At 63.9% G+C, this 23,485-nt stretch carries 19 protein-coding genes and 2 pseudogenes; 8 read left to right on the top strand and 13 right to left on the bottom strand.

Translation table 11 applies throughout. From position 1 onward, the window contains the following. The first annotated feature begins 422 nt into the window (after nucleotides 1-422). The 3 genes from FXB41_RS23430 (at nucleotide 423) to FXB41_RS23440 (ending at nucleotide 4,398) form a co-directional block, all read left to right on the top strand. Nucleotides 423-2,150, top strand: coding sequence for a hypothetical protein (locus FXB41_RS23430; RefSeq protein ID WP_219683379.1), 1,728 nt, complete (start codon nucleotides 423-425; stop codon nucleotides 2,148-2,150). 212 nt (nucleotides 2,151-2,362) lie between these two features. Next, nucleotides 2,363-3,103 carry a thermonuclease family protein gene (locus FXB41_RS23435; protein ID WP_219683391.1) on the top strand — a complete coding sequence of 247 codons (741 nt, stop codon included), beginning with the start codon at nucleotides 2,363-2,365 and terminating at the stop codon, nucleotides 3,101-3,103. A gap of 107 nt (nucleotides 3,104-3,210) precedes the next feature. Next, the gene (locus tag FXB41_RS23440) at nucleotides 3,211-4,398 is read left to right on the top strand and encodes a pyridoxal-phosphate-dependent aminotransferase family protein (RefSeq protein WP_219683380.1); all 1,188 of its coding nucleotides are present in this window, start codon (nucleotides 3,211-3,213) and stop codon (nucleotides 4,396-4,398) included. 108 nt (nucleotides 4,399-4,506) lie between these two features. Here the strand turns inward: FXB41_RS23440 and FXB41_RS23445 are convergent, their stop codons facing one another. Beyond that, complete coding sequence (locus tag FXB41_RS23445) at nucleotides 4,507-5,619, bottom strand: hypothetical protein (RefSeq protein ID WP_219683381.1); 1,113 nt, start codon at nucleotides 5,617-5,619, stop codon at nucleotides 4,507-4,509. Further along, on the bottom strand, nucleotides 5,619-7,055 hold the full coding sequence (locus FXB41_RS23450) for an MBOAT family O-acyltransferase (RefSeq protein ID WP_219683382.1): 1,437 nt from the start codon (nucleotides 7,053-7,055) through the stop codon (nucleotides 5,619-5,621). The genes FXB41_RS23445 and FXB41_RS23450 overlap by 1 nt, the downstream gene beginning before the upstream one ends. Nucleotides 7,056-7,376: 321 nt before the next feature. Here FXB41_RS23450 and FXB41_RS23455 point away from each other — a divergent pair, with 321 nt between their 5' ends. Beyond that, entirely contained in the window at nucleotides 7,377-9,482 is a 2,106-nt protein-coding gene (locus FXB41_RS23455) for a S9 family peptidase (protein WP_219683383.1), read from the top strand. Between the two features lie 193 nt (nucleotides 9,483-9,675). Here FXB41_RS23455 and FXB41_RS23460 read toward each other — a convergent pair whose 3' ends face one another. From FXB41_RS23460 to FXB41_RS23480, 5 genes and pseudogenes are all read right to left on the bottom strand, one after another. Further along, the gene (locus tag FXB41_RS23460; protein WP_219683384.1) at nucleotides 9,676-10,395 is read right to left on the bottom strand and encodes a ribonuclease activity regulator RraA; all 720 of its coding nucleotides are present in this window, start codon (nucleotides 10,393-10,395) and stop codon (nucleotides 9,676-9,678) included. An 11-nt stretch (nucleotides 10,396-10,406) separates the two neighbouring features. Beyond that, nucleotides 10,407-12,146, bottom strand: a complete 1,740-nt coding sequence (gene araD / locus FXB41_RS23465) for an L-arabinonate dehydratase (protein WP_007598974.1) — start codon at nucleotides 12,144-12,146, stop codon at nucleotides 10,407-10,409. Beyond that, the gene (locus FXB41_RS23470) at nucleotides 12,143-13,000 is read right to left on the bottom strand and encodes an ABC transporter permease (protein WP_007598972.1); all 858 of its coding nucleotides are present in this window, start codon (nucleotides 12,998-13,000) and stop codon (nucleotides 12,143-12,145) included. Before FXB41_RS23470 ends, araD begins: the two co-directional genes overlap by 4 nt. An 11-nt stretch (nucleotides 13,001-13,011) precedes the next feature. After that, nucleotides 13,012-13,773, bottom strand: coding sequence for an ABC transporter ATP-binding protein (locus FXB41_RS23475; protein ID WP_007598970.1), 762 nt, complete (start codon nucleotides 13,771-13,773; stop codon nucleotides 13,012-13,014). After that, a pseudogene (locus FXB41_RS23480) lies at nucleotides 13,773-14,793 on the bottom strand (ABC transporter substrate-binding protein). Before FXB41_RS23480 ends, FXB41_RS23475 begins: the two are co-directional and overlap by 1 nt. Before the next feature lie 94 nt (nucleotides 14,794-14,887). On the opposite strand from FXB41_RS23480, the gene FXB41_RS23485 reads away from it, so the two are divergent. The 3 genes from FXB41_RS23485 (at nucleotide 14,888) to FXB41_RS23495 (ending at nucleotide 19,806) form a co-directional block, all read left to right on the top strand. Then, a complete protein-coding gene (locus FXB41_RS23485; RefSeq protein WP_007598966.1) occupies nucleotides 14,888-15,604 on the top strand; it encodes a GntR family transcriptional regulator in 717 nt (238 codons plus the stop codon). Nucleotides 15,605-15,806: 202 nt separating this feature from the next. Further along, nucleotides 15,807-16,235, top strand: coding sequence for a response regulator (locus FXB41_RS23490; protein ID WP_007598964.1), 429 nt, complete (start codon nucleotides 15,807-15,809; stop codon nucleotides 16,233-16,235). Beyond that, the gene (locus FXB41_RS23495; protein WP_219683385.1) at nucleotides 16,213-19,806 is read left to right on the top strand and encodes a PAS domain S-box protein; all 3,594 of its coding nucleotides are present in this window, start codon (nucleotides 16,213-16,215) and stop codon (nucleotides 19,804-19,806) included. Before FXB41_RS23490 ends, FXB41_RS23495 begins: the two co-directional genes overlap by 23 nt. Nucleotides 19,807-19,928: 122 nt before the next feature. On the opposite strand, the gene FXB41_RS23500 is transcribed toward FXB41_RS23495, so the two are convergent. Then, complete coding sequence (locus tag FXB41_RS23500; protein WP_007598960.1) at nucleotides 19,929-20,564, bottom strand: response regulator transcription factor; 636 nt, start codon at nucleotides 20,562-20,564, stop codon at nucleotides 19,929-19,931. Between the two features lie 150 nt (nucleotides 20,565-20,714). On the opposite strand from FXB41_RS23500, the gene FXB41_RS23505 reads away from it, so the two are divergent. Next, the gene (locus tag FXB41_RS23505) at nucleotides 20,715-21,005 is read left to right on the top strand and encodes a hypothetical protein (RefSeq protein WP_219683386.1); all 291 of its coding nucleotides are present in this window, start codon (nucleotides 20,715-20,717) and stop codon (nucleotides 21,003-21,005) included. Between the two features lie 57 nt (nucleotides 21,006-21,062). Here FXB41_RS23505 and FXB41_RS23510 read toward each other — a convergent pair whose 3' ends face one another. From FXB41_RS23510 to FXB41_RS40945, 5 genes and pseudogenes are all read right to left on the bottom strand, one after another. After that, nucleotides 21,063-21,566 carry a response regulator gene (locus FXB41_RS23510; RefSeq protein WP_007598958.1) on the bottom strand — a complete coding sequence of 168 codons (504 nt, stop codon included), beginning with the start codon at nucleotides 21,564-21,566 and terminating at the stop codon, nucleotides 21,063-21,065. A gap of 141 nt (nucleotides 21,567-21,707) precedes the next feature. Continuing rightward, entirely contained in the window at nucleotides 21,708-22,025 is a 318-nt protein-coding gene (locus FXB41_RS23515) for a hypothetical protein (RefSeq protein ID WP_007598957.1), read from the bottom strand. A 2-nt stretch (nucleotides 22,026-22,027) separates the two neighbouring features. Further along, nucleotides 22,028-22,909, bottom strand: coding sequence for a CheR family methyltransferase (locus FXB41_RS23520; protein WP_007598956.1), 882 nt, complete (start codon nucleotides 22,907-22,909; stop codon nucleotides 22,028-22,030). 59 nt (nucleotides 22,910-22,968) lie between these two features. After that, complete coding sequence (locus FXB41_RS23525) at nucleotides 22,969-23,355, bottom strand: response regulator (protein ID WP_007598955.1); 387 nt, start codon at nucleotides 23,353-23,355, stop codon at nucleotides 22,969-22,971. A gap of 31 nt (nucleotides 23,356-23,386) precedes the next feature. Beyond that, a pseudogene (locus FXB41_RS40945) lies at nucleotides 23,387-23,485 on the bottom strand (chemotaxis protein CheW); the annotation flags it as partial.

A 23,485-nucleotide genomic window follows, 5' to 3' on the forward strand; every position in this document is an offset into this window, starting at 1 on the left:
CGTCATTCCTGTCACTGCCAAAGACCAGCCAAGCACGCGCACACTGTTTGAGTAGCGCGATAGCGTCTTTGGGTTTGAGGGATTGGCCGGGGGTGTGCCCCCGAATTGCGCGCAATTTGCGGCGCCGCACCAAACAAAGCCTTAACCGGATATCGCCTCCCCCGCAATAGATCGCCGAAAATTTGAGCTAAGTCACTGGAAGTACGCGCTAATTTGCACCGCCAAAAGTGTGATTTTTTTGCGTCCCCGTAGCCTTCCGGAGCCTGATTATGCAGGCTTCGTGCCGGCTTTTTCTGTGACTGTCATCACATTTGTATTTCCTGCGAATCCGGGTAGCTTTTTCAACGACTTGCAGGGGGTGGCACGCGGCTGGGAGCGTGCCGGCCGGCGCCCTGGGCCAAATTCCCGCGACCAGGTATTTCATGAGCTTTCAATATTTTGCCGGCGCCACCTGCCGGGCGCTGACGGCGCGGAAGGACGGCCCCTCGCTTTACGACGTCTGCGATCCCGTATTGTCCGTTGCGGCCAGCGGCGATCCGCATCTGGCCAAGTTCTACAAGACCGCCCTCGGCAATCCCGCATTGCGGGTGCTGCTCCGCCGGGCCGGTCTGCCCGAACTGCGCGATGAAGGCAAACTGGCCCGGCTGCGCCACGCGCTGGTGCGCGCCCGCGACGAGGCCGAGCCCGATTGGGCGGCGGTCGGCCAGCCCGTTGCCGACCTCGTCGACAGCATCGCGCTGGATCATCCCAAGCCGCCGCCGGCCATGTTCACCGGCGCCATGCCGCAACAATCGCAGATCGACGGCGTGATCCGCGACTGCGCGCAGCATCTGCTGGGCTCGTACCGCAAGAATGGCTTTCTGCCGACCTACGCTGCGTTCAACCTGATCGGCGACCCCGATTTCCGCGGCCGCGAGCTGACCATCGCGCTCTCGGGTCTCAACGCGCGCGGCTACAAGAACTCCTCGCTGCTGTTCAACCTCGCCCGTGTCTTCATCGCGCGATCGCCGGCGCGCGCTGTCGTCAATCCGCCCTGGCGAGGGGTTGCCGAACCGATGTGGGAGCCGGTGCAGATCCGCCACCGCTCGGCCTATTACGACGCGTTCTTCATCGAGGCGCTGCTCGGCTATGTCGAGAGCGGTCTCGCCTCGCCTACCGAGATGACGGCGGCGAAGCGCGCGGTTGCCGACATGGTCGATTTCTGCGTCAACATCAGCCGCGAAGAGGTCGAGGGCATCGACGGGGCGCGGTTCAACGTCATCACCGCGCTCGCGCCGGCGCCGCATCCGCGCTTCTCACGCTATTTCGCCCAGATCAAGCAGGACCTCGGTTTCGGCGTCTACGTGCCGGATTGCGACACCACGGCGTGCTCGATCTCCGCGGCGACGCAGGCCGGCTGCACCGATCCGATCCTCGACCAGCCGCTGCTGGATTTCTATGCCGGCTATCAGGTGCGCGCCGGCGTCAACGAGCCGCGCGTGACCGTGCCGATCAACGACAATATCGACTATGAGGGCGGGGTTGCGACCTGGATCGACAACCTCAAGGGCGAGCGGCCCTATGGCAATGATCTCGATCCGACGCTCAATCTCGACATTCTCGAGGTCAGCTTCCGCAACCTCGTGCGCTGGCAAGTATTGGAGACGCCGGCGCGGCTTGCCACCGTCCATCGCATCCTCGGCTTCCAGAAGCGGCTGGCGGCGAGCGGCGCCTTCGCCAATCCGCGCTCGCACATCTATTATCTGCCGGAGCTCTACAGCGCCTATTTCGGCCGCTGTTATGCCGCCTTCCTGGCGCTGCCGCTGGCGGCGCAGGCGATCATCGATCCCGACGGCGATTTCGATTTCATCCGCCACCGCGTGCTGTCTTACGTCAAGGGCGAGCTGATGGCCGCCGAGATGAACGTGTTCGACGCAGCGCTCGCGCTGATCGCGCTCGGCCATCTCGGTGCGGACCCGCGCGCCTTTGCGCCGGCGCTGAACGTGATCGTCGCGAGCCTCGGCGAAGGCGGCCGCCGCGGCCCGTTCCGTGCCTATGAATGGAACAAGATGAAGACGCCGACGCGGATTTTGGTCGGCGGTCCGGAGGTGACGTCGGCGTTCGTGCTGATGGCGCTGGCGGTGGCCAAGCGGGCGATGACGCGGGGATAGGTTTCGTAGGGTGGATTAGCGAAGCGTAACCCACCACTTCTGCCGCCGTGGAGACGAAAGAGGTGGGTTACGCCTTCGGCTAACCCACCCTACAAAACTTCGCTCGATGACGGGAAGTTGAAAGCCCAAGTGCCAGGCATATGCTGGCCGCGCGGACAAAAGCCGACCACAATTGCGAGGTCTATCGCAATTTTCATCACACGCGGACCGGCATGTTGCGAAAATTCCTGATTGCGCTGTCATTGCTCGCCTTGTCCTTGCCCGGCCTGGCGTCGCCGGCTGAGGCCGCCGACCTCACCGGCACCGCAAAGGTTCGCGCCGGCGACGCAGTGATGATCGGCAACACACGGATCAGGCTCGGCGGCATCGACGCGCCCGCGGTCGACCAGCTCTGCCTCAACAACAAGGGCGAGCGCTGGACCTGCGGCATCGCGGCCCGCGACGAGCTCGCCAAATACGCCGACGGCAAGAATTGGGTCTGCCATGCCAGATCAATCGACCGGCGCGGCCGCACCGTGGCGCGTTGCGATGTCGGCGGCGAGGATATCCAGAAATGGCTGGTGCGCGCAGGCTGGGCGCTGGCCTACACCCGCATGTCGCACGACTATGAGGCGGACGAGAAGGCCGCGCGGGAGGCCAAGGCCGGCATGTGGCAGGGCGCCTTCATCGCGCCCTGGGACTGGCGCGTGCGCAACAAGAAGACCACCATCCTCGGCGCCACCAAGCCGCCCGACGGCGCGCATGCGATCCTGCTCGCTTCGGCCTCGGGGCCCGTCGCGCCCTCGCCGGACTGCACCATCAAGGGCAACGTCAACACCGCCGGCGAGTGCATCTATCACCGGCCGACCAGCCGCTGGTATGCGCAGATCAAGATGAAGATCAGCAAGGGCACGCGCTGGTTCTGCTCGGTGGAGGAAGCGGAAGATGCGGGCTGCCGCGAGACTAAGAGATAACCCACGTCAGACCTGCGTTTTCCGGCCTTTTCTTGCACCGCAGCGCCGCGTAAAAGTGTGAATCAGCGACCCACCATCCTGTTCTCAGGCAACAAGGACCAACAGCAATGACCGTTCGCGCGGGCCGGGAATTTCTGGCCATCCCCGGGCCCACCAATATGCCCGACGAGGTGCTGCGGGCGATGCATCGTCCGGCGATCGACATCTACTCCAAGCAGATGACCGATCTGACCGAGAGCCTGCTCAGCGACATCTCGAAACTGTTTGCCACCAAGGGCAAGTCCTACATCTACATCGCCAACGGTCACGGCGCCTGGGAAGCAGCATTGAGCAACGTGCTGTCGCGCGGCGACAAGGTGCTGGTGCTCGAAAGCGGGCGGTTCGCGATCGGCTGGGGCCATGCCGCGGCGCTGATGGGTGCCGAGGTGGAGGTGCTCAAGGGTGACTGGCGCCGCGCGGTGCGGCCGCACGAAGTCGAGGAGCGCCTGCGCCGCGACAAGGAGCACACCATCAAGGCCGTCGTCGTCGTCCAGGTCGACACCGCCTCAGGCGTGCAGAACGACATCGAGGCGATCGGCAAGGCGATCAAGGCGAGCGGTCATCCGGCGCTGTACATGGTCGACACTGTCGCCTCACTCGGCTGCATGCCGTTCGAGATGGACAAATGGGGCATCGACGTTGCGATGTCGGGCTCGCAGAAGGGCCTGATGACGCCGCCCGGCCTCGGCTTCGTCACGGCCAATGCGCGTGCGCTCGAGGTCCACAAGAAGGCCAATATGGCGACACCCTATTGGAGCTGGAGCGAGCGCGAAGGCAGCGAGCATTATCGCAAATATGCCGGCACCGCGCCGGTGCATCTGCTGTTCGCGCTGCGCCAGGCGATCGACCTCTTGCACGAGGAAGGGCTGGAGAACGCCTTCCGCCGCCACAGCCTGCTCGGCGAAGCCGCGCGCCGCGCGGTCGGCGCATGGTCGGAAGGCCAGGTGCTCGGCTTCAACATCGCGGAAGCCAGCGAACGCTCCAACACCGTGACCACAGTGACCATGAGCAACGGCCATGATCCCGCAATCCTGCAACGCTATTGCAAGGAGAAGTGCGGCGTCGTGCTCGGCACCGGCATCGGCGATCTCTCGGGACAAGCCTTCCGCATCGCCCATATGGGCCACGTCAACGCCCCGATGCTGCTCGGCACGTTGGGGGTGATCGAGGTCGGGCTGAACGCGCTGAAGATCCCGCACGGCAAGGGCGGGCTCGAAGCGGCGGTTGCGTATCTCGGCGAAGAGGTGGCGGTGTAAGCGTCTTTTTTCCTTCTCCCCTTGGGGGAGCAATCTTGTAGCCCGGGTGAGCGAAGCGACACCCGGGATTCTTGCGTGAGTCCCCGCATGTCGCTTCGCTCATGCGGGCTACGGCAGCGGCGGGATCCGATACGCCTCGACCTGCGCCTTCAGCTCCTCCAGCGAGGCAAGCGGCGCCTTCGGATCCACCCGATATTCCCCACGCGCCAGCCACGACAGCACCTTCGCATCGACGATCGGCGAATGGTGGATGACGTCGCCGTAATTGTCGAGGTTATGCGTCACGTCCTTGATCGCCCGGAAATCGTAGAGGCGCACATTGGGAAGCTGCGTCAGGCGCTGCGCGATGACGGCGGTGAGGTCGGTAACGATCTTCAGCGTCGCAGGCGAAGCGTCGCGCATCGCGACGAATTGCAGGATCGAATAGGGCGGGAAGTAGATGTCGAAGGTCAGGTCCGGATGGCGCGCGATCAGGCCGACGGCGTCGCGTTCGAAATGCGTTATCATGGCATCGTAACGATAGCCTTCACCGAGAAAGCGGCTGCGTACGGGATCGGTGATATAGGCGAAGGCCGCGAGCGTCCTTTTCGCATTATAGGCGCGCGCGACGTCGATATCGCGCGGCAGCGCATAGATGTCGTCGACGTCGGCCAACGCAAACTTGACGGGCAGATAAGGCGCGGCCCGGGTCAGCGGCTGCCGCAACGGCGGAACCGACCGCAGTAATGCGAACAGGGATTCCTTCGCCATCGCCGCGCTGAACAGATATGACGCGATGCCTTTTGCCGTCCCGCGATAGAGATCAGCAGAGAGATAAGGATCGGTCTCGATGTCGGCCGCATCAACAAAGATGAAATCGTCCATCGCCCAGATCACGCGTTTTGCGCCGCGGTCGATGGCCTGCTCCAGCACAAAACCCTGCTGGCGCGAATTGGACCCGGTCATCGCCAGCTTGAGCGAGTGCACGCCGAGCGCATGGTCGATGTCGCTCTGGCGGAAATGGATCGCGAGCGAGGTGCCCATGAAGGCGGCGTCGAACAACTGGCTGCGGATCAGCCCGGCATTCTGCACGCGCGTGTCATCTGAATAGAACGGCGCGACGAGGCGCGAGGGGCGAAACAGCTGCAAGGGATCGATGACATAGGTGAGCGCAGCCGCGCCCAGCACGCACGCGATGCTCGCGAGGAGAAGACGCCCTGGATGTGTGAACGCGCCTTGCATCAGAACCGGAAATAGATGAATTCGCTGTGGCTCTGGATACCCAAAATCCCGAACGCAAGCACCAGCGAGGCACCATAGAGGACCAGCGGCCGCATCCGTCCGGCCATCAGGCCGTCGCCGAGCCTGCGATTGGCGTGGTCGTACCCCATGATTCCTTGCGTGTTCGGCGCCAGCCACACCAGCGCGGCATAAATTGCGACCATCACCGACGCCGCAATCTCCTCGCGGCCGAACACGATATTCGCCGGATCGGCCATCGCATTCAGAATCCGCATGGCCCAATCGACCCGCTCGGCCCGGAAGAATACCCAGGCGACAACGACGGCGAGAAAGGTTAGCACGGCCCCAGCGACGCGAGCTGGGCGCGCGAGCAATTTCGGAACATTCGGCACCAGCGCGTTGAAGGCGTGATTGATACAGAGATAGGCGCCGTGCAGCGCGCCCCAAATGACAAACGTCCAGGCCGCGCCATGCCAGAGCCCGCCGAGCAGCATCGTGAGCATCAAATTGACGTAGCGCAGCACGCGGCCGCGACGGTTGCCCCCGAGCGGAATGTAGAGATAGTCGCGCAGGAAGTGCGACAGCGTCATGTGCCAGCGCCGCCAGAACTCGACGATGCTGGTGGCCTTGTAGGGCGAGTTGAAATTGACCGGCAGGAAGATGCCGAACATCAGCGATATCCCGATCGCCATGTCCGAATAGCCCGAGAAGTCGAAATAGAGCTGGAAGGTGTAGGCGAGCGAGCCAAGCCAGGCCTGATCAAAACTCGGCGCGCGCGCATCGAAGGCGAGCGCGACCAGCGGCTGGATTCCGTCGGCGAGGCACGTCTTCTTGAACAGGCCGATCGCGAAGATGATGAGGCCGCACAGGATCAGATGCGCATGCGGATGCTTGGTTTCCTCCCGCTCGAATTGCGGGATCATGTCCTTGTGGTGAAGGATCGGTCCGGCGATCAGATGCGGGAAGTATGTCACGAACAGCGCGTAGTGCGGCAGCGCGTAGGCCGCGACCTGCCCGCGCCAGGCATCGACCAGGAACGCGATCTGGGTAAAGGTGTAGAAGGAGATGCCGACCGGCAGCAGGATATGGACCGCGAAGTGCGTGCCGGCCAGCGCATTGATGTTCTCGGTGACAAAGCCGGCGTATTTGAAGATGCCAAGCACCAGGAGGTCGCCGGCGACGCCGAGGGCAAGGGCCGCCTTGCGTTGCGACGAAGTGAGCTTCGCCACGATGAGAAGATGGCCTATGCCATAGTTGAAGGCGATCGATATCAGCAACAGGGCCACGAACTGCCAATTGCCGATGGCATAAAAAGTGAGCGAGGCCGCCGCCAACCAGATCACCGGGGCCAGATTGCTGCGCCGCCCCAGCCAGAAATAGCCAGCCAGCGCGGCCGGCAGGAACAGCAGGATGAACGGGTAGGAATTGAACAGCATCAGGCTGGACCGGCGGCGGGGATAGGAAGCCTAAAGCATAGAAGGGACCGATCAACAACCCGGCGACTGGCGCAGTCCTTGCCGCAGTGGCGCTGGCAATTCGTGGAATCGGGACGATATAAGGCAGGACGCATCTTCTCCCTCTCCCCGCCTGCGGGGAGAGGGTTGGGGTGAGGGGGAGTCTCCACGAGGACGGTGATAGCGAGACTCGCGGAGAGCCCCCCTCACCCGGATTGCATCTTCGATGCAATCCGACCTCTCCCCGCAAGCGGGGCGAGGTGAAGAAGAAGCCGCGCGCGAACGTGACATGATGAGGATCGAGTGACACAAGCCAAACCACCTTCCCAGCCCCCCGTCGCCCCGCGCCGGCCGCATTCCTTCACGCGGCACGGGATCACCGTGACCGATGACTATGCCTGGCTGAAGGACGAGAAGTGGCAGGAGGTGCTGCGCGACCCCGCAGTGCTCGATCCCGACATCCGCAAATATCTCGACGAAGAAAATGGCTACACCGAGAGCCTGCTCGGCCATACCGCAGCGCTCCAGAAGACGCTGGTGCGCGAGATGCGGGGGCGGATCAAGGAAGACGATTCCAGTGTGCCGTCGCCGGATGGCCCCTTCGCCTATTTCCGCAAATTCCGCGAAGGCGGCCAGCACGAGCTGTTCGGCCGCATGCCGCGCGATGGCGGCGAGGGCCACATCGTGCTCGACGGCGATGCGCTCGCCAAGGACCACACCTATTTCAAATTCGGCGGCAGCCGGCACTCGAATGACCACAGGCTGCAGGCCTGGAGCGCCGACACCAAAGGCTCGGAATATTTCTCCATCCGCGTGCGCGACTGGGCGACCGGAAAGGACCTCGACGACGTCGTCGAGGAGACCGACGGCGGCGTGGTCTGGAGCAAGGACGCAACGTCGTTCTTCTACGTGAAGCTCGACGACAATCACCGCCCGATGCAGGTGTGGCGGCACAAGCTCGGCACTGGGCAGGCCGACGACACGCTGGTTTACGAAGAGCAGGATTCCGGCTGGTTCACCCATCTGCACGAGAGCACCAGCGGGCGCTTCTGCGTCATCGCGGGCGGCGACCACGAGACCTCCGAGCAGCGGCTGATCGACCTCGCCCATCCCGACGCACCGCCGCGCCTCGTCGCGGCACGCGAGGAAGGCGTGCAATACTCGCTCGCCGACCGTGGCGACGAACTCTTCATCCTGACCAATGCCGACGACGCGATCGACTTCAAGATCGTCACCGCACCGCTGGCATCACCCGAGCGCAAGAACTGGCGCGATCTGATCCCGTATCGCCCGGGCATCTACATCATCGATCTCGATCTCTATGCCGGCCACATGGTGTGGCTGGAACGCGCCAATGCGCTGCCGTCCATCGTGATCCGCGACCTCGCCTCGAACGAGGAGCACGCCATCGCCTTCGACGAAGCGGCCTATTCGCTGGATACGATGGGCTCCTACGAATTCGAGACGACGAATTTGCGTTTCGCCTATTCGTCGATGACGACGCCGTCGGAAGTCTATGACTACGACATGGTCAAGCGGACGCGTACCCTGCGCAAGCGCCAGGAGATTCCGTCCGGCCACAATGCGAGCGACTACGTTACGACGCGCATCATGGCGAAGGCGCATGACGGCGCCGAGGTGCCGGTCTCCATCCTTCATCGCCGCGGGCTCACGCTCGACGGCGCGGCGCCGCTGCTGCTCTACGGCTACGGCTCCTACGGCATGGCGATGCCGGCTTCGTTCAGCGCCAACCGGCTGTCGCTGGTCGATCGCGGCTTCGTTTATGCCATTGCCCATATCCGCGGCGGCGCCGACAAGGGCTGGGGCTGGTATCTCGATGGCAAGCGCGAGAAGAAGACCAACTCGTTCGACGACTTCGCCGCCAGCGCCCGCGCACTGATCGATGCGAAGTACACCAGCGCAAAGCGCATCGTCGGCCACGGCGGTTCGGCCGGTGGCATGCTGATGGGCGCGGTGGCGAACCGCGCCGGCGAATTGTTCGCCGGCATCGTCGCCGAAGTGCCGTTCGTCGACGTGCTCAACACCATGCTTGACGACACGCTGCCGCTGACGCCGCCGGAATGGCCGGAATGGGGCAACCCGATCGAGAGCGAAAAGGATTTCCGCACCATCCTGTCGTATTCGCCCTACGACAATGTCGCGGCGAAAGATTATCCCGCGATCCTGGCAATGGGCGGATTGACCGATCCGCGCGTCACGTACTGGGAGCCCGCCAAATGGATCGCGCGCCTGCGCGCGACGATGAGCGGTGGCGGCCCGGTTCTGCTCCGCACCAACATGGGCGCCGGCCACGGCGGCGCCTCGGGACGCTTCAACCGGCTCGATGAAGTCGCGATCGTCTATGCGTTCGCGCTGTGGGCGGCTGGGATGGCGGAGGCCGGGGTGTAGGCGTTCATATGCCTCCCCGTCGTCGTCCTGGCGAAAGCCAGGACCCATACCGCGTGATCTATCCGAAGAAGGTCGGTGTCAGTACCGCGCGAAAACACGACAACTCCGAGTCTTCGCCAAATTACTCCCTGGGATAATGGGTCCTGGCTTTCGCCAGGACGACGACGGAGATTGTGGGACGAGTTGTCGGCCTTTACCTTCCGTTCGCCTTCCGCCATGCGGCGAAGTCGGTCAGCGTCTGCGGGTCCGTCGCCGGATAGAGACCGAAAATGCCGCGGCCCTTGTTGACTTCTTCGGTGACGAAGTCCTCGAACGCGGTCATCTCGAAGGTCTCGTTGGCGATCTCGTCAGCAAGATGCGCGGGAATCACGATCACGCCGTCGCTGTCGCCGAGAATGACGTCGCCGGGAAACACCGGCGCGTCACCGCAGCCGATCGGAACATTAATCTCGATGGCGTGATGCAGCGTCAGATTGGTCGGTGCGCTCGGACGGTGGTGGTAGGCGGGGATCCCCAGCTTGGCGATCTCGGCTGAGTCGCGAAAACCGCCATCGGTGACGACACCGGCGACACCGCGCTTCATCAGGCGCGTGACCAGGATCGCACCGGCCGAAGCGGCGCGCGCGTCCTTGCGGCTGTCCATCACCAGCACGCTGCCTGGCGGGCAATCCTCGACCGCCTTGCGCTGCGGATGGGAGCGGTCCTTGAAAACGTCGATGGTGTTGAGATCCTCGCGAGCCGGCATGTAACGCAGCGTGAAGGCCTCGCCGACCATGGTCGGCTGGTTGGCGCCGAGCGGGTGCACATCCTGGATCATCTGGATGCGCAGGCCGCGCTTGAACAGCGCTGTGGCGACGGTGGCGGTGGAGACGGATTTGAGCTTGTTGCGGGTGGCTTCGGTAAGTTTCGTCATTTTCACGCTCTCTAGTAAATCGAGGGCTCGCCGATCGGCGCGCCGAAATCGGTCTCGAGGAAGTCGAAATCGCAGCCGTCATTGGCCTGCTTGATGTGCTTGGTGAACATCCAGCCATAGCCGCGCTCGAAGCGGCGCTCGGGCTGCTTCCAGGCGGCGCGGCGCTTGTCGAGCTCGGCTTCCGACACATCGAGATTGATGGTGCGGGCGGCGACATCGAGCGTGATGCGGTCGCCGTTCCGCACCAGCGCCAGCGGTCCGCCGACATAGGATTCGGGGGCTACGTGCAGAATGCAGGCGCCGTAGCTGGTGCCGCTCATCCGCGCATCCGAGATGCGCACCATGTCGCGCACGCCCTGCTTCACGAGCTTGGTCGGGATCGGCAGCATGCCCCATTCCGGCATGCCCGGTCCGCCCTGCGGCCCCGCATTGCGCAAGATGAGAATGTGGTCTTCGGTGACGTCGAGATCGGGATCGTCGATCGCCTTCTTCATCGACGGATAATCGTCGAACACCAGCGCAGGCCCAGTGTGCTTGAGGAAGCGCGGCGCGCAGGCGCTCGGCTTGATGACGCAGCCGTCGGGCGCGAGATTGCCCTTGAGCACGGCGAGCGCGCCTTCCTTGTAGATGGGATTGTCGATCGAGCGGATCACGTCGTCATTGTGGACCTCGGCCTGCGCGATGTTCTCGCCGAGAGTCTTGCCGGTGACGGTGATGCAATCGAGATGCAGATGCGGCTTGATCTGTCCCATCAGCGCCGGCAGGCCGCCGGCATAGAAGAAGTCTTCCATCAGATAGGTATCACCGCTCGGCCGCACATTGGCGATGACAGGCACCTTGCGGCTCGCAATCTCGAAATCGTCGAGACCGATGTCGAGACCGGCGCGGCGAGCCTGCGCGATCAGATGGATGATCGCATTGGTCGAACAGCCCATCGCCATCGCCACTGCGATCGCGTTCTCGAACGCCTTGCGGGTCTGGATCGCCTTCGGCGTCAGATCTTCCCAGACCATCTCGACGATGCGGCGGCCGCATTCGGAGGCCATGCGGATGTGGTTGGCATCGGCGGCAGGAATCGAGGAGGCACCTGGAAGCGTCATGCCGATCGCCTCGGCAATCGCGGTCATGGTGGAAGCCGTGCCCATCGTCATGCAGGTGCCGTAGCTGCGCGCAATGCCAGCTTCGATGTCGAGCCAGTCCTTCTCGGAGATTTTTCCGGCGCGGCGCTCGTCCCAATATTTCCAGCCGTCCGAGCCCGAGCCGAGCGTCTTGCCCTTCCAATTGCCGCGCAACATCGGACCGGCCGGCAGATAGATCGCCGGGATGTTCATCGAGGTCGCGCCCAGCAGCAGCGCCGGAGTGGTCTTGTCGCAGCCGCCCATCAGCACCACGCCGTCGACGGGATGGCTGCGCAGCAGCTCCTCGGCGTCCATCGCCAGCAGATTGCGATAGAGCATCGTGGTCGGCTTGAGCAGCGATTCCGACAGCGACAGCGCCGGCAGCTCCAGCGGCAGACCGCCGGCCATCAGGATGCCGCGCTTGACGTCATCGACGCGCGACTTGAAATGCATGTGGCAAGGTTGCGCGTCCGACCAGGTGTTGAGGATCGCGATGATCGGGCGGTCCTTCCACTCCTCCGGCGCGTAGCCCATCTGCATGGTGCGGGAGCGATGGCCGAACGAGCGGAGATCGTCGGGTGCGAACCAGCGCGCGCTGCGGAGCTGGTCGGGCGTTAGTTTCTTCTTGGTCATGATTGGGTGCCCCATTTCTGCACGGTGTTCCGCTCGATGGCGCGGAAGATCAGGTTCTCGACAAAAAGCCCGATGATGATCACCGTCAAGAGGCCGGCGAAGACCGCAGGTATGTCGAGCAGGTTGCGGTTTTCGAAGATGAACCAGCCGAGCCCGCCCTGCCCCGACGACACGCCGAACACCAGCTCGGCCGCGATCAGCGTGCGCCAGGCGAAGGCCCAGCCGATCTTGAGGCCGGTGAGGATCGAGCCGAAGGCCGCGGGAATCAGTATCTTCGCCACATAGGGCAGCCCGCGCAGGCCGTAATTGCGGCCGACCATGCGCAACGTGTTGGACACGCTCTTGAAGCCGGAATGGGTGTTGAGCGCGACCGGCCACAGCACCGAATGGATCAGCACAAACACCAGACTGCCGTTGCCGAGACCGAACCAGATCAAAGCGAGCGGCAACAGCGCGATCGCCGGCAACGGATTGAACATCGCCGTGACCGTCTCGAGGAAATCGGTGCCGATACGGGTCGAGATCGCGAGCACGGTGAAGATCGCGGCCAGCACAATGCCGGCCGAATAGCCCATGAACAGCACTTTGAGCGAAGCCCAGACGCGCATCGGGATGGTGCCGTCCTTCACACGCTCGAACATCGTGATGACGGTGTCGTGCAGCGTCGGAAACAACAGGGGATTGTCGAGGGCGAGGCCGTAGGCCTCCCAGACCGCCGCGAGGAACAGGATAATGACGGCCTTGCGGACAAACCCATCGTTCCACAACAGCTCGACCACGCTCAGCTTGCGCTCGACTTCGGCTGCGCTGCCGGCGACCGGCGCCTCACGTAGCAGGATCCTGGCTTCGCCCATGTAAGGCTCCCTTAATGCGCCGTTGCTTCGGAGGCGAACAGGAGATCGTGAATCTCCTTCTCGAGCCGGCCGGCACTGCCATCGTCATTGGAGACCTTGTCGACGTCGACCACCTCGGCCTTGACGCGGCCGGGATGCGGCGACAGCAGCAGGATGCGGTTGCCGATGCGGATGGCCTCCGCAATCGAGTGGGTCACGAACAGCACGGTGAATTTGGTCTCGCTCCAGAGCTGGAGCAGCTCGTCCTGGCAGGTTCGCCGCGTCAGCGCGTCGAGCGCGGCGAACGGCTCGTCCATGAGCAGGATGTCCGGCTCCATCGCCATGCCGCGCGCGATCGCGACGCGCTGCTTCATGCCGCCGGACAGCGTGTGCGGATAAGCATCGACCACGCGTGTCAGGCCGACCTTCTCGATATAGGCCCGCGCCCGCGCTTCGGCGTCCTTCCGCGACAATTTTCGCGCGGTCAGCAGTGGAAACATCACGTTGGCCAGCACGCTCTTCCAGGGCAGCAGCTGGTCGAACTCCTGGAAGATCATCATGCGGTCGGCGCCGGGACCATGGATCTCGCGGTCGTTGATGGTCATGCGGCCTTCGCTCGGCGCCATGTAACCGCCGACGGCCTTGAGCAGGGTCGACTTGCCGCAGCCGGACGGCCCGAGCAGCACGAAGCGATCGGACCTGTCGACGGTGAAGCTCACCCTTTCGGTCGCGGTGACGACGGCGCTGGAGGTCTTGTAGCGCAGCGTCACGGAGCTGACGTCGAGCAGCGCCATCAGTTGCCCTTCAGGTCGTGGGCGACGGGGAGATAGTAATCGGTCCAGGCCTTGGGCTGAGTCTTCAGCGTGCCGGTCTTGAACAGATGGGCGGCGAATTTCATCGTGCCCTGCGGTTCGAGATTCCACTCCATCATGCCGGGCTCCTTCAGGAGTTCGAGCAGCTCTTCCACCGAGGTCTTGTCGCCGGTGATCTCCTTGTAGATCTCGACCGCCTGTTTGGTGTCGCTGCGGATCAGATCCTGCGCTTCCTTGGTCGCATCGCGCACGGCCTGGATGATCTTCGGGTTGGCATCGGCGAACTTCGTGGTGGTGAAGAACTGCGCCTGGCTGAGCGGCCCGCCCATCACGTCAGGCGACGACAGCACGACATGCGCACCCGGCACGTTCTTCAGCTCGAGGAAAGTGAACGGCGGAATCGAGAAATGGGTGTGCACCTCGTGCTTGGAATTGGACAGCGCCGCATAGGCGTCGGGATGGCCGAGCTGCACCGTGTTGACGTCCAGCTTCGACCATTGGTCGGCACCAAAGGCCTCGGCCGCGGCGATCTGAAGCACGATCGCCTGGGTCGAGACTTTGACGGTCGGCACCGCGATCTTGTCGCCGGGGCCGAAATCCCTAAATCGACTTGATGTTGGCGTCACGGCTGATCAGCGTCATCGGCTGCGCCGAGGTCGCGACGATGCCCTTGACGCCGCCGCGAGTGCGGTCCCACAGCAGCAACAGATTGCCGGTGCCGGTGTTGAGGATGTCGACGCCGCCCGCGAGCAGCGCATCGGTCTGCGCGCCGCCGCCGGAGAAGGTGACCCATTTGGTGGTGACACCCGCTACCCCGAGCTGGGCTGCGTGCTTCTCGATCAGCTTCTGCTTTTCCATGATGTGGCTCGGCATGTAGAAAATGCCGGGCTGACGCGACAACGATATCTCGGATTTTTGCTGCGCCTTCGCGGGCGAGGCCGCCAGCGCCGTGGCGGCGATCACGGCGACGGCCGTGAGGCCACACTGCAATTGCTTGATCATTGTTGTTCGTTTCCTCTGGCCGCCATTGACGAGCGATCCCACTAATGCACTAATGTATTAGTGCATCAAGGGCAAGGTGGCCGGAGCTCTTCGCATGGAACCAGCCCACCCTGCGCCCCGCAGGATCACCCGCCCCGGCGCGCGGCTCGACCGGGCCCGGCAGGCCGCGCCGCAAGTGTTCGAGCGGCTGCGCAACGCCATTCTTGCGCTCGAACTGCCGCCGGGCTCGCCGCTGTCGCGCACGGATCTCGCCGCACAATTCGGCGTCAGCTCGACGCCGATCCGCGACGCCTTGATGCGGCTGGAGGAAGAAGGGCTGGTCGACGTGTTTCCGCAGCACGCCACCGTCGTCAGCCGGGTCGACGTCGGTCGGGCCGAGCAGGCCCATTTCCTGCGCCAGGCGCTGGAGCTCGAAATCGTCCGCCTGCTCGCGCAGCAGCACGGCGAAGCCCTGGTCATACGCCTCGACCACACGATCGCGCTGCAGCAGCAATTCGCCAAGGCCGGAGACTTCCAGAGCTTCATTGCGGGCGACAATGATTTTCATGCGCTGCTTTATGCCGCGGCCGGCAAGCAGGAGCTCTGGACGCTGGTGCGCAGCCGCAGCGGACATATCGACCGGCTGCGCCGGCTGCATCTGCCCTCACCCGGCAAGGCCCAGAACATCGTCCGCCACCACAAGCTGATCACGCGCGCGATCGAGGCCGGCGACGCCGATGCTGCGCAACAGCATCTGCGCAAGCACCTGTCGGGCACGTTGAGCGAGCTCGACACGATCCGAAGCCACTATCCGGAATATTTGACCGACTAGGCCCTATGGCGTGCGGTTGTCGCGAGCGCTTGTGCACGTCACCGTGCATAAGTTTGACGCAACCGAGTTCGCCTTTTGCGAGCAATCGTCGGATCGATGGCGAAGTGCTTGCAGGCCGGATGCAATCCGCGCAACAATTTCAGAATTGATGGTTTGATTTGCGGTCGCTGGGAAAACCCATCCAGCCCGGAGGATACCAGACGTGGCCAACATCCTGATCGTGGATGACGACCCGGCCGTGCAGATGACAATCCGGCTGCTCCTGGAGAGGGCCGGTCATCATGTCACCGTCGCCGGAGACGGCCGCAAGGGACTTGCGCTGTTCGAAGCCGGCCAGTTCGACCTTCTGTTTCTCGACATCTTCATGCCCGGCATGGACGGCCTGGAGACGATGCGCCACGTCCGGGCGCTGCAGCCGGCGATTCCGATCGTCGTCATTTCCGGCCGTTCGTCCGCGCCGGATGCCCATGCGGAGCCGGACTTTCTCAAGATGGCGACCAAGCTCGGCGCGGTGGCGAGCTTGCAGAAGCCGTTCCGGGCCGACGCGCTGCTCGCCGCCGTCGCCGGCTGCCTGGACGCGGCGCGGACGGCGTCGGCGAGGAATCCGGATGTCAGCACCGGCCGCCGATGACAAGAACCTTCATTCTGTTCCAACCGAGCACGGGCGCGGCCATTCAGGAAGCGGTGCAAATTTCGCCATGACCCTCGCTACGCGGCTCGCGATCGCGATGATCCTGCTGGTGGCGGTCACCGTGGCCGCGGTCGGCTGGCTCGGCTATCGCAACATCACCCAGGCCGTGATTCCGCGGGTCCTGGAACGGATCGAAGCCCAGTCGAGCCTGCTGGCCACCCATCTTGAATCTTATGTGGCCGGCGCTCGTGGCGATCTGCTCGGTTATCGCTCCGCCGCTGCCATCAATGGCATGATCCGCGCTCATATCGGTGGAGGCATCGACGCTGTCGACGGCGTTTCGGAGCAAACCTGGCGCGAGCGCATCGCCACGCGGTTCGCAGCCGAGATCGACGCGAAGCCGAGCTACGGGCAATTTCGAATCATCGGCCTTGACGACGACCAGCGCGAACTGGTCCGCGTCGATCGCGCCGGCCCGAACGGAGCAGCACGGATTGTCCCCAACGACGAACTGGAACGCAAGAGCGACCGAACCTACTTCCAGGAGACGATTCGATTGGTGCCGGGCGACATCTATGTTTCGCCCATCGATCTCGCCACCCGGCAGGGAGGAACCACGGACCCTCACATTCCCACGATGCGCGTCGCGACGCCGCTGTTCACGCCTGATGGCAAGCCGTTCGGCATCGTCATCGCCAATATCGACATGCGTCCCGCGCTCGACCGCATCCGCTCGACCGCGAGCGCAGGGGGAGAGATCTATGTCGTGAACTCGCGTGGCGACTATCTCGTCCATCCCGATCGCACGCGGGAATTCGGTGCATTGCATGGCAACGGCAACGATTGGCGTCGTGACTTTCCTTTCTTTGCAGCCCGGGCCGGCCTGCCGCAAGGTTCCACGCAGCTTACGAGCGACCAAGCGGGCCGACCGAGTGGAGCGGCGATCGCACCGGCGCTGCTGGCCGGCAAGGAGTGGTTGGCTATCATCGAGACGGCCCCACCGTCGGTGTTCAGCCGCGTTCCGGCGGCCATTCAAAAGACCTCCTCGCTGGTCGGTCTGCTTGCTGTCCTTGCCGCAGCTTTGCTTGCGGTGCTGCTGGCGCGCTCATTGACGCGGCCGATCGGGCGCCTGACTGCGGCGGTGGAGGCGATCGGCAGCGGACGGCACGCCGAGATTCCCGTCGATGCGAGCGGAGAGACGGGTGTGCTGGCGCGGGCCTTCGCTCAAATGGTCGAGGAAACGAGAGCGAAGACGGCCGCTCTTGAACGCGAGATCGAGGAGCATCGCCGCACCGAGGCCGCGCGAAGCCATCATGAAGCGCGCGAGCGCTTGTTCAGCGCCGCCGTCGAATCCTCCGACGACGCGATCGTGATGCAATCGCTCGACGCCATCATCACCGGCTGGAATGCCGCCGCCGAGCGCCTCTACGGCTACTCGGCGAATGAGGCGATTGGGAAATCCACCGCGATCATCGTCCCACCCGACCGACGCGAGCAAGGCAAGGACTATTTACGGCGGATCGCCGGAGGTGAACCGATCGAACGCTTCGAGACGGTGCGCCTGCGCAAGGATGGCACGCCGGTCGAGATCTCACTCAGCCTGTCGCCGATCAGGGGCCCATCGGGCGAGATCATCGGCGCCTCCGGCACCGCGCGCAGCCTGACCGAGGCGCGGCGGGCAGAGCGGGCGTTGCAGCAGCAGCTGGAGGAACGGCGACAGCTCTTCGACACCTCGCAGGATCTGATCATGGTGATGGACGCGCGCGGCCACATCGCGCAGATCAGTCCGAGCAGCGAGGCCATTCTCGGCTACCGGCCGGAGCAGATGATCGGCCGCAGCGGCGCCGATTTCATTCATCCGAGCCATCTCGACCGGTCCCGCGACGAGATGCGCGCGCTGCGGCGCGGCGAACGTCCGAGGCTCGCCGACACCCGCTGCTTCCACAAGAATGGCCACGAGGTCTGGCTGTCCTGGCTCGGCAGCTGGTCCGCCCAGGCCAAGCGCTTCTTCTTCGTCGGGCGCGACATGACGGAGGCGAGGCTTGCACAGGAGTCCTTGCGGGAGAGCGAGCAGCTTGCACGCAACATCATCGAGACCTCGCTCGACGCTTTCACCCAGACAGACCACACCGGTGCCATCCTGAGCTGGAACTCGCAGGCCGAGAAGCTCTTCGGATGGACGCGTGAGGAAGCGATCGGCAAGAATGCGATTGAACTTTTTGTCGCCCCCACTGAGCGCGAAAGCGTCACGGCCAGACTGAAGCTCTTTCTCGAATCCGACCCATCGCTGGCTAATCCACGGCGCGAAGTTTTGGTGCGGCGGCGTGACGGCAAGGAATTCAAGGCCGAGCTCAGCGTCACGGCGCTCCGGCGACGCGAAGGTATCCTCTTGAATTCGTTCTACCGCGACCTGACCGACAAGATCACGGCCGACGAGCGCATCCGCCATGCCGAGAAGATGGAGGCGGTCGGCCAGCTCACCGGCGGCGTGGCGCACGACTTCAACAACATCCTCACCGTCATCACCGGAACGATCGAGATCCTGGCCGACGCGGTGGCCGGGGAGCCGGAGCTCGCGGCGATCACGAAGATGATCGACGAGGCCGCCGGGCGTGGCGCCGAGCTGACTCAGCACCTGCTGGCGTTTGCGCGCAAGCAGCCGCTCCAGCCGCGCGAAATCGACGTCAACGCGCTGATCATCGACACCGCGAAACTGTTGCGGCCGACGCTGGGCGAGCAGATCCATATCGAATCGGTGTTCGAGGACGAGAACTGCGTCGCGACCGTCGATCCAAGCCAGCTCACCACCGCGATACTCAACCTCGCGCTCAATGCCCGCGACGCCATGCCCGGCGGCGGCAAGCTGATCGTGGAGACGGGCGCGGCCTATCTCGACGAGGCCTATGCCAGCGTCAACGACGTCCCGCCGGGACACTACGTGCTGATCGCCGTGAGCGACACCGGCAGCGGAATTCCCGCCAACATGTTGGCCAGGGTGTTCGACCCCTTCTTCACCTCGAAGGGACCGGGCAAGGGCACCGGACTCGGGCTTTCGATGGTCTACGGCTTCATCAAGCAGTCCGCGGGCCATATCAAGATCTACAGCGAGGAAGGCCACGGCACCACGATCAAGATGTACCTGCCGCCCGGCAAGACGCCGACGGTGGTCGGCGAGGGCGTGACGCCGGCGACCATCGAGGGCGGACACGAGACGATCCTGGTGGTCGAGGACGACCGGCTGGTGCGCGACTACGTGCTGGCGCAGCTGCATTCGCTCGGTTACGTCACCTTGCAGGCTGCGAACGCCGCGGAGGCGCTCGCCATCGTCGCCGCCGGAAAACCGTTCGACCTCCTGTTCACCGACGTCATCATGCCCGGCAAGATGAACGGACGGCAGCTCGCCGACGAACTGCAGAGAACGCGTCCAGATCTCAAGGTGCTCTACACGTCCGGCTATACCGAGAACGCGATCATCCATCACGGCCGGCTGGATTCGGGCGTTCTGCTGCTGGCGAAGCCCTATCGTAAATCGGATCTGGCACGGACCATCCGCAAGGCGCTGAGCAGTTGATGGTGCGTCGGGCTGGGTGAGAACCCGTAGCCCGGGTGAGGGAAGCGATACCCGGGAACACTACGAGCCAAGTCCCGGATGTCGCTTCGCTCATCCGGGCTACGAAATGTCACCCACGGAATTTACGACGCGCGCTGCGCCGCGGTCATCACGATCCGGATCAGATCGGCGGCATTGCGCGCACCGAGCTTCTTCATGATGTTGGCGCGGTGGTCCTCGATGGTGCGCGGGCTGATGCCGAGCGTGCGGCCGGCCTCCTTGTTGGAGGCGCCGGCGGCAAACTGCTCGAGCACCTCGCGCTCCCTGCGCGTCAACGGCTCGCGCCCGGGGAAATGCAGCGAGCCGAACTTCGGCGCCGCGTTCTCCGACTGCCTGCGTGCATAAGCACCGATCGCCTCGTCCAGCCGGCCGACGATCTCGCTGCCGCGGAACGGCTTCTCGATGAAGTCGAGCGCGCCGCTCTTGATGGCCCCTACCGCCATCGCGATATCGCCCTGTCCGGAGATCATGAAGATCGGTGCCGGATAGTCCTCGCCGTGCAGCTCATTGAGAATATCGAGGCCCGACTTGCCGGGAATGTGCACGTCGAGCAGGACCGCTGCAGGTGTGCGGTTTCGCGCGACGGAGAGCAATGCTGCGCCGTCCGCAAAACAGATCACCTCATAGCCCGCCGCCTTCAACACCATCGACAAGGTGTCGCGAACGGCAGCGTCGTCGTCGACCACGAAGATTTCACCGCGAGAGCTTTGTTCGGCCATGTGCCACACATCCGGTTGGCATGAAGGATTCGCGTCCGCCCCAACCGTTATGGCGTTCGGCGCGGATTCGGCCCACCGTATTTGTACGGGACATGGACTTAACGCACAAGTAGCGGCAGGGCGCCTAATTGCGGAGGACGGAGAATATCCATGCTAAATTTGGCCGCTACGCCGCCTCTCGTCGCAATGCCCGAAGTCGATAGCCGTGAGCTGATTGCGGCTGACCTTCGCAAGCTGATCTCGCAGATCGAGACCAGCATGGGCTGGACGGCCACAACCATGGATCAAGAACACGGGAGCGATCCGGAAGGTTCCGCCGACGTCTTCGTACTCGACGATGTCACACTCCGGTATGCCACGGCGATCGCCGCTCTCGACGCCTGCCGGGCCGGCCTTGGCCACGCCCTGGAATGCCTGTGGGAAGCCGGCCGCACGGTGTAAATCGCGATCGCTGCGACGCGGCGACCGCATTGTTTCATCGCATGGCCGGCCCGCGGCTCAGGCGCGGTGCCGCTCCACGATCGCGTCGGTGGCGACACCACCCCAGGTGTGGATCGCCGGCAGGCCCATCGCGGTCTTGCCGAGATTGGCGAGGCTGATGCGCAAAGCGGCCAGATCCAGCGGCTTGGGCAGGCTCTGGAGCTCGATCCCGACGGAACGGGCGAAGCTGCGGGCGGCGCTGCGGCGCTTGCCGTCCATGCCGCTGACGACGATCACGGCACCGCCAAATTTCGCCTTGGCCATTTCGCCCAGCACGTCGATGCCGTCGCCATCCTCCAGCACGAGATCAAGTGTCACGCAATCGAAGCGCGCAGTGCGGAGTTTTTCGATCGCTTCGGCCACGGACGGCGCCACGGTGACTTCGTGGCCGGCCTGCTTGGCCGCGACCGTGATCAGGCTGCGCTGCGTGGCGTCGTCGTCGACCACCAGAAGCTGAAGCGCGCGTCGCTCGGCGCTGTGGGGCAGGTTTGACGGGAGAGGTGAGAAAGAGCTTCTGGGCATTACGGTATCCTGAGATTGAGACCGGCAATGGATACACGGTTCGCGCTTAGGCGACGTAAAGCCGCGACGGCAAATTCAGTCGGATGTTTCAGCAAATGTGAACCAACATCGCGGAAAACGGCGACGAGACGCACGTGAAGATCACGCCGCCTCGTCGCGGCCCCCGGCCGCGCCGCGCTTCTTCCGGTTCTTGCCACGCAGGAATTGGATGTCCATTTCGACGCCGTTGACGCGCACCAGTTCGCAGCGGCGGTAGGCGAGGCCGGTGGACGACAGCAGCAGGAAGAACTCTTTGAGGTTCAGGCCCTGAATCGAGCCTTCCACCGTCAGGATGGCGTCGGTGTCGGAGATCGCGTTGAGCTTGCAGTCGCGGCGCCAGGTGCCGTCGATGGCCATGATGCAGACATCATAGCCGCGACTGAACGTCACGCGTTCCGCGCCCTTGCCATCCTCGGCCATGCCTATCGTCCTGCCATGACCGCTACGCGCGGCGCTGCGCCGGCAAGAGCCGGCTTGGCGGCCGCGGCACGCGCGTCGTTCGGCTTGTAGAGACCGCGCCGCTCCGGAATCGGCCTGAACGTATCGGTCAGTCCGACCACCGTTTCGGCCGCGCCCAGCACCAGGAAACCGTCTCCCTCGATCTGGCGAGCCAGGCGGTTGAAGATGTTGATCTTGGTGTCCTGGTCGAAATAGATCAGCACGTTGCGGCAGAAGATGACGTCGAAGGTGCCGAGCTGAGCGAAATCGTGCAGCAGATTGAGCTGCCGGTGCTGGATCATCGCCCGCAGCTCGGGATTGATCTGCCAGGTCTCGCCGGTCTGCTTGAAATATTTCATCAGCATCTGGATCGGCAGGCCGCGCTGCACTTCGAACTGGCTGTAGATGCCGGCCTTGGCCTTCTCGAGCACCTCCTGCGACAGGTCGGTGGCGATGATCTCGACGCGCCAGCCGGTCAGGGCCGCACCCATCTCCTTCAGGCTCATCGCCAGCGAATAGGGCTCCTGCCCGGTCGAGCCGGCGGCGCACCAGATGCGCACGCTGCGGCGGCCGGCGCGGGCCTTGATGATCTCCGGCATGATGGTGTCTCGGAAATGATCGAACGGGACCTTGTCGCGAAAGAAGAAGGTCTCGTTGGTGGTCATCGCCTCGACCACGCTGGTGACGAGCGCGCCCGAGCCAGCGCCTTGCAGCTTCTGCACGAGCTCGCCGATACCGGAGATCCCAGCCTTGCGCGCCAGCGGCAACAGCCGGCTTTCAATCAGATATTGCTTGTCTGCGGACAGATCGAGCCCGGAATGATCCCTCAGGAACTTACGCAGATACTCATATTCGGTCGGGGTCACGGATGGGCCTCTCGGAAGCTGTACTGGGAACACTCTGGCCGGAACACTCCGCCAGACACTCAGACCATGGCTTGTCCGACCGGGATCAAGCCGACTTCAGCAAATTTGTCGGCGATGATGTCCTTGTCGAAGGGCTTCATGATGTACTCGTTGGCGCCGCCGCTGAGCGCCTGAGCGATATGCGCCACGTTGTTTTCAGTGGTGCAGAACACGACCTTGGGCTGGTCGCCGCCCGGCAGGCGGCGCATGTGGCCCATGAACTCGAAGCCGTCCATCACCGGCATATTCCAGTCCAGCAGCACCGCGTCGGGCAGCTTGTGCTGACAGACCTCGAGCGCCTTGGAGCCGTCCTCGGCCTCCGTGACTTCGAATTCCAGGCCTTCCAGGATCCGGCGTGCGATTTTGCGCACGACGCTGGAATCATCGACCACCAAACACGTCTTCATCTTGGTTCTCCGGCTTCGATGTTTTCGGGGCTCACGCAGCCATTTGCACTTCGGTTTTGAGCTCGAGGACGCGGTCGACGTCGAGGACGACCATGAGCTGGCCGTCGAGACGGTGGACACCGCCGGCGAG

Source organism: Bradyrhizobium canariense, from assembly GCF_019402665.1.
GTDB classification, from domain to species: domain Bacteria; phylum Pseudomonadota; class Alphaproteobacteria; order Rhizobiales; family Xanthobacteraceae; genus Bradyrhizobium; species Bradyrhizobium canariense.